Below are 5048 nucleotides of genomic sequence, written 5' to 3'. Positions count from 1 at the left end.
GGTTTCATTAGACCACTACACCAGGACGACACTGGCCTTTGACGAACGACAGCATTTGGCCGATCTCTGCCCGTCGCCACCGTCAGCTTTGGGGTCGTTTTCTACCAGTCATAACCATAAAACGCGGTAGTCAACTCCATACAAATACCTGCTCATCTCGAACGCAATCGGATGAGCATAACCTATGCAACTCCCCATCAAGCCTTAACCCAACGCTGCCGACTCCAACTACTCAACCCATCAACAGCAAACACCAACAACAACATCGCGAGTATCACCGTACTAGCCTGAGCCTCCTGAAACAGGCTGAGGCTCACATAGAGCATCTGCCCCAACCCCCCAGCCCCAACAAACCCCAGCACGCTGGCCATGCGAATGTTGTTCTCCCAGCGGTACAAAATGTACGCCAACAGCTGCGGAAACAGGTTGGGCAGGGTGCCGTAACAGAAGGCCCAGACCACGTTGCCACCCTGCAATCGAATGGCTTCGGCAGGTTGTGGCGGGGTGTTCTCCAGCGCTTCGGCGAACAGGCGGCCGAGTACCCCGGTGGTGTGCATGGCCAGTGCCAGGGTGCCGGCGTTCGGTCCGAGGCCGGCGGCCAGCACCATCAGCGCGGCCCACACCAGTTCGGGAATGGCGCGCAGGCCATTGAGCACAAGTCGCGACGCGCTCTGCAGCAGCCAGCCGAAGCGCCCGGCCGCCGGCAGCGCCAGCAGCAGGCCAAACACCGCCGCGAGCAGGGTGCCGAGGGCGGACATTGCCATGGTTTCCACGGCGCCACGGCCGATGGCTTGCAGGTGGCTGGTGCTCAGGTCCGGGCTGAGAAAACGCAGCACGTAGGCGCCCATCTGCTTCAGGTTGCTGCTGCCACCCAGTTCGCCGAGGTCGATGCCCAGATAACGGAACGAGGCGACGACCGCTACGCCGATACAGAGAATCAGTAGCAGATTGATCAGGCGATTCATGCGAACCTCCAGCGCAGCAGGCGGCTGATCTGGTCGGCGAACAGCACCAGGACGAAGAAGGTCAGAAGCATGCTCGCCACTTCACCGCCGGCGAACATGCGCAGTGACAGGTCGATCTGCTGGCCCAGCCCGCCGGCGCCGACGAAGCCCATCACCACGGACGCGCGGATCGCGCATTCCCAGCGGTACACGGTGTACGACAGCAACTCTGCCGCGACATTGGGCAGGATGCCGTAGCAGAACGCCGCCAACCGGTCGCTGCCGGCTTGCAGCAGTGAGTGGGCGGGGCGCTGGTCGACCGACTCGAAGATTTCTGCGTAGACCTTGCCCAGCATGCCGCTGTAGGTGATGGCGATGGCCAGCACCCCGGCCGTCGGGCCAAGGCCGACGGCGCGCACGAACAGCAGGGCCCAGACGATTTCCGGCACGCTGCGCAGGAAGATCAGCAGCCCGCGCACCGGCCAGCGCAGCAACCGGCCCAGGGCGCTCGGGCGGCCACCGCGCGAGGCGGCCGACAGCGACAGGGCGCGGCTGGCGAGCAGGCTGGCGGGCACGGCCAGCAGCAAGGCCAGGGCCATGCCGGCGGTGGCGATGGCCAGGGTCTGCAAGGTGGCTTGCCACAGCAGTTGGAGGAACTCTTCGCCATGGGCCGGCGGCCAGAAGGCCGAAACGAAACGGCCCATTTCACTCTGGCTGTCGGCCTGGAGCAGCACGCCCAGGTCCAGTTCGCTGAAGTGGATGCCGGGCCACAGCAGGGCAAGCGCCAACAGACTGAGCAGCAGGCGGGGCAGGGTGGCCGGGTCTCGTGTATCGCGCGTCAGCATCGGGGAATCTGCAGGTTCAAGGGTGCCACCGGAGCGGGCGGGGATTGCAGTTGCTCGTTGGCGTAGAGCCGGTCGAGCAAATCGTGGTCGACGTCGGCAGAGGGAAGATCGAAGAGGATCTGGCCGTCGCGCAAACCGATGATGCGAGAGAAGTTGCTCAACGCCAGATCCACCGCATGCAGGCTGGCGACCAGGGTCACCTTGTGTTCCCGGGCGTGGCGGCAGAGGATCGACAGGGTGTGCCCGGCCAGCACCGGGTCCATCGCCGACACCGGCTCATCGGCCAGCAGTACTTCGGGGGCCTGGTACAGCACCCGGGCAATGCCCACGCGCTGCAGTTGGCCACCGGACAATTGCTGGCACTGGGCGAACAGCTTGTCGCCAAGGTCGAGTTTAACCAGGGCCGCGCGTGCGCCGGGCACATCCACCGGATGCAGCAGGCTCAGCAGGCTTTTGGCAAACCCCCACTGACCCAGTTTGCCGGCCAGCACCGCCGTGACCACGCGCTGGCGCGGTGGCAGTGGCGGCGCCTGATGCACCAGGCCGATGCGCGCGCGCAGGCGTTGGCGCTGTCGGGCGCCGAGCTGCCAGGCTTGTTCGCCGAGCACCTCGACTGTGCCGCTGCCAGGGCGCAGGGCGGTGGCCAGCAGGTTCAGCAGGCTCGACTTGCCGGCGCCGGACGGGCCGATGATCGCGACCTGCTCACCGGCGCCGATGTGCAGGTCGATCTCATGCAACGCCCGCACGCCCGTGTCGTGGGTGAGGCTGACCTGGTTCAGATGCAAGGTCATTTCAGCAGGTCGGCAGCGCGCGCGGCTTCCTCGATGCCCTTGTAGTTCTCAGGCTTGGTCTCGATGAAGCGGCTGGCGGCCTGCAGGTCCAGGATCGCCTTTTGCTCCGGGTTGGCCGGGTCGAGCGCGAGGAAGGCGACCTTGATTTTCTCGGCCAGGGCCGGGTCGAGGGTGCCGCGCACTGTCCAGTTGTAGTCGAAGTAGGCCGGCGTGGTGGCGAAGACCTTGACCTTGTCGGTGTCGACCTTGCCGGCCTTGACCAGTTTTTCCCAGACGCTGGCGTTGAGCACGCCGGCATCCACTTTGCCCGCCTGAACCCAGGCGACCGTGGCGTCGTGGGCGCCGGAGTAACCGACGCGGCTGAAATAGGTTTCCGGCTTGATGCCGTCCTGCAGCATGAAATAACGCGGCATCAGGCTGCCGGACGTCGACGAGACCGAGCCGAAGGCGAACGATTTGCCCTTGAGGTCGGCCAGGGATTTGACCGCCGGGTCGGCGGTGATGAATTTGCTGGTGAACTGCGCATCCTGCTCACGCTGTACCAGGGGAATGGCATTGCCGGTTTTCAAACGCGCCTGCACGAAGGTGAAACCGCCCAGCCAGGCCATGTCGATGCGGTCTGTGGCCAGCGCCTCGACCACCGCTGGGTAGTCGGATACCGGTACGAACTCGACCTTCATGCCCAGTTGCTTCTCCAGGTATTCGCCCAGTGGCTTGAACTTGCGCAGCAATTCGGTGGGGGCTTCGTCGGGAATGGCGCTGACCTTGAGGGTCTCGGCAGCCTGTGCCAGCAGGGTGGAAAGGGACAGGGTCAGGCCGACGGCCATAGCCAGGGTACGTTTGAGCATGGAAGTTCTCCGGTTCAATAGCGGAAAAATGTCGATGCGCCCCGCACAAGCTGATTGCTGCACGACGCTTCGTGAGGGTAGACGAAAACGCCGCGATTATAGGGAGTCCTGCGTGCTTGACCAGCATTGTGTAGGAGCGAGCTTGCTCGCGATGCACGCTAACGATTACGCGTGCTGGCTGGAAAAATACGATTTCCCTCACACTCATCGCTGGAAGACCGTAGCAGTAAGCGATTAATTCTCCATTTCCTACATGTATCCCGGAAACGTCCCATTTACGTTCATTTCCCCTGCGTTAACCCTGTGCGCCGCGCATTGCCATGCCTCCCTTTTCAATCGGGAACGGGAGCCATTTGAGTGTTGGCGGGCGCCCCGAGCGTCTGCCTCAAGTCGTCAACAGACAGGGAAATCAAGCAATGACAGAGGGATATTTCATTCGCAAGGATGACTGGACCACCTGCGGCGGCAAGGTGCTGGAAGCCGATTGCCACCTGATGATGTTTGACTTTGCCGCCGCATGCGCCGGGGACCCGGTTTCCTGCGGCAAGGACAACAGGATCTACGCCATCGTCGGTGGCATTTCACACATCGAAAGTCACGGCAGGCTGCTGGCCGGCACGCTGGACAGCTTCAGCAGTTGCCCCTGCAACGCCAGGCTGATTCCATCCGTGCTCGATACCACTTACTGCAACGAAGAAGCCCCGACACCACGAGCGGCAAGGACAGCCGCGCAACCGGAAACTCCCTCGGCCCCTGGCAATCGCCCCGCCAGTTATACCTCGACGCCGAAACCCTCCGTGCCGACCTTCAGCGAATGGCCGGGGCGGCTCTGCGAGAACTACTGGCGCGGGTATCAACAGCGAGTCGAAAACATCGTGGCGCCGGGCGGCCAGCTGATTGCCGACCCCAAGGCGCGCAACCAGGCGATCAATGCCACCTACGCCCAACTGTGGCGCGACGACCCACGCTTCCAGTGGGCCGGCCTAGCCGCCTTCGCCTCCAAGCAGGTGGGCTGCGGCCTGCTGCATGCGGCCGAATCGATCGACAGGATCCACGCCGAATACCAGGCCACAGAGCACCTGAAGTACAGCGCCAGGCAAGGACTGGTGGGCTTGCTCAGCCCCAGCGAATGGGAAAAGCGGGCGAAAATACGCGAATTCGAACAGCGCCAGCGCGACTACGAACAGGCCAACCGCAACAACCCGGTACCGGGCGGCACCCTCGGAGCTAGCGACGATTCGCTGTCGTACGCACAACGGCTGTACCGGTTCGTGTACGAAATGCTGGCCATGGGCAATACCACGCTGTTCCTGGATGTGTATCCGTTGCATCTGTTCTACAAGGAACGGGGGCTGGAGGCGTTGAAGGATTGTTTGGCGTCACGTAGCAGGATTTACGGGCAGGGTGGACACCCGGTGGTGTGGCCAATCGGGCAGGAAACGCTGGAGTTCGGAACCGAGCAGAGGGAAATCCTCCTGGCTTTCGAGGCGATTGAGGCCGGCAATATCGCCGAAAGCGTCGCGTTTCTTGCCACGCACGAACAGGTCAACATCCTGCAACCGTCGATGTACGATGACACGGGGCTGAAATGGCTGCTACGTGGCAACCATGCCTCCTACG

General features: G+C 63.1%; 5 protein-coding genes. 1 reads left to right on the top strand and 4 read right to left on the bottom strand.

What is annotated here, in order from left to right:
* Window positions 1-197 precede the first annotated feature (197 nt).
* Genes phnE through PMI34_RS22990 form a run of 4 tightly spaced genes read right to left on the bottom strand, consistent with a single transcriptional unit; the run spans window position 198 to window position 3428 of the window.
* Window positions 198-965, bottom strand: coding sequence for a phosphonate ABC transporter, permease protein PhnE (gene phnE / locus PMI34_RS22975; RefSeq protein WP_008046912.1), 768 nt, complete (start codon window positions 963-965; stop codon window positions 198-200).
* A complete protein-coding gene (locus tag PMI34_RS22980; protein WP_008046911.1) occupies window positions 962-1789 on the bottom strand; it encodes a PhnE/PtxC family ABC transporter permease in 828 nt (275 codons plus the stop codon). Before PMI34_RS22980 ends, phnE begins: the two co-directional genes overlap by 4 nt.
* Complete coding sequence (locus tag PMI34_RS22985; RefSeq protein ID WP_008046910.1) at window positions 1783-2580, bottom strand: phosphonate ABC transporter ATP-binding protein; 798 nt, start codon at window positions 2578-2580, stop codon at window positions 1783-1785. The genes PMI34_RS22980 and PMI34_RS22985 overlap by 7 nt, the downstream gene beginning before the upstream one ends.
* Entirely contained in the window at window positions 2577-3428 is an 852-nt protein-coding gene (locus PMI34_RS22990; protein WP_008046909.1) for a putative selenate ABC transporter substrate-binding protein, read from the bottom strand. The genes PMI34_RS22985 and PMI34_RS22990 overlap by 4 nt, the downstream gene beginning before the upstream one ends.
* Window positions 3429-3844: 416 nt before the next feature.
* Here PMI34_RS22990 and PMI34_RS27635 point away from each other — a divergent pair.
* The coding region (locus PMI34_RS27635) for a PAAR domain-containing protein (RefSeq protein WP_008046908.1) at window positions 3845-5048 on the top strand (1204 nt) is incomplete at its 3' end.

The organism is Pseudomonas sp. GM74, assembly GCF_000282455.1.
Classification (GTDB): Bacteria; Pseudomonadota; Gammaproteobacteria; order Pseudomonadales; family Pseudomonadaceae; genus Aquipseudomonas.
The sequence above is the reverse complement of the archived record's forward strand: the minus strand, read 5'-3'. Positions and strand labels throughout refer to the sequence as shown.